We start from the raw sequence: 257 nt of genomic DNA, 5'->3' as shown, positions 1-257 counted from the left end.
CAGCTTAAAAGCCCAACCGTTATTGTACTGGTAGATAGAACCGATTTAGATACCCAAATTAGCGGCACCTTTAATGCCGCAGATGTCGCTAATGTCGAATCAACCGATAGCATTAAAGAATTAAAACGCATGCTTGAGCGTGATACCCGTAAGATCATTATTTCAACCATCTTTAAGTTCCGTGATGCCAAACCTAATATGAATGATAGAGAAAACATCATTGTATTGGTGGATGAAGCGCATCGCACCCAAGAAGG

1 protein-coding gene is annotated in these 257 nt (G+C 40.9%); it reads left to right on the top strand.

Annotated elements, in window-relative coordinates; all coding sequences use genetic code 11:
* On the top strand, positions 1 to 257 hold a 257-nt coding region (locus tag AAEY88_RS14370; protein WP_350563478.1), incomplete at both ends, for a DEAD/DEAH box helicase family protein.

Source organism: Psychrobacter sp. CAL346-MNA-CIBAN-0220 (assembly GCF_040309805.1).
Classification (GTDB): Bacteria; Pseudomonadota; Gammaproteobacteria; order Pseudomonadales; family Moraxellaceae; genus Psychrobacter.
Note: the sequence above shows the minus strand (reverse complement) of the source record. Positions and strands in the feature narration are given on the sequence as shown.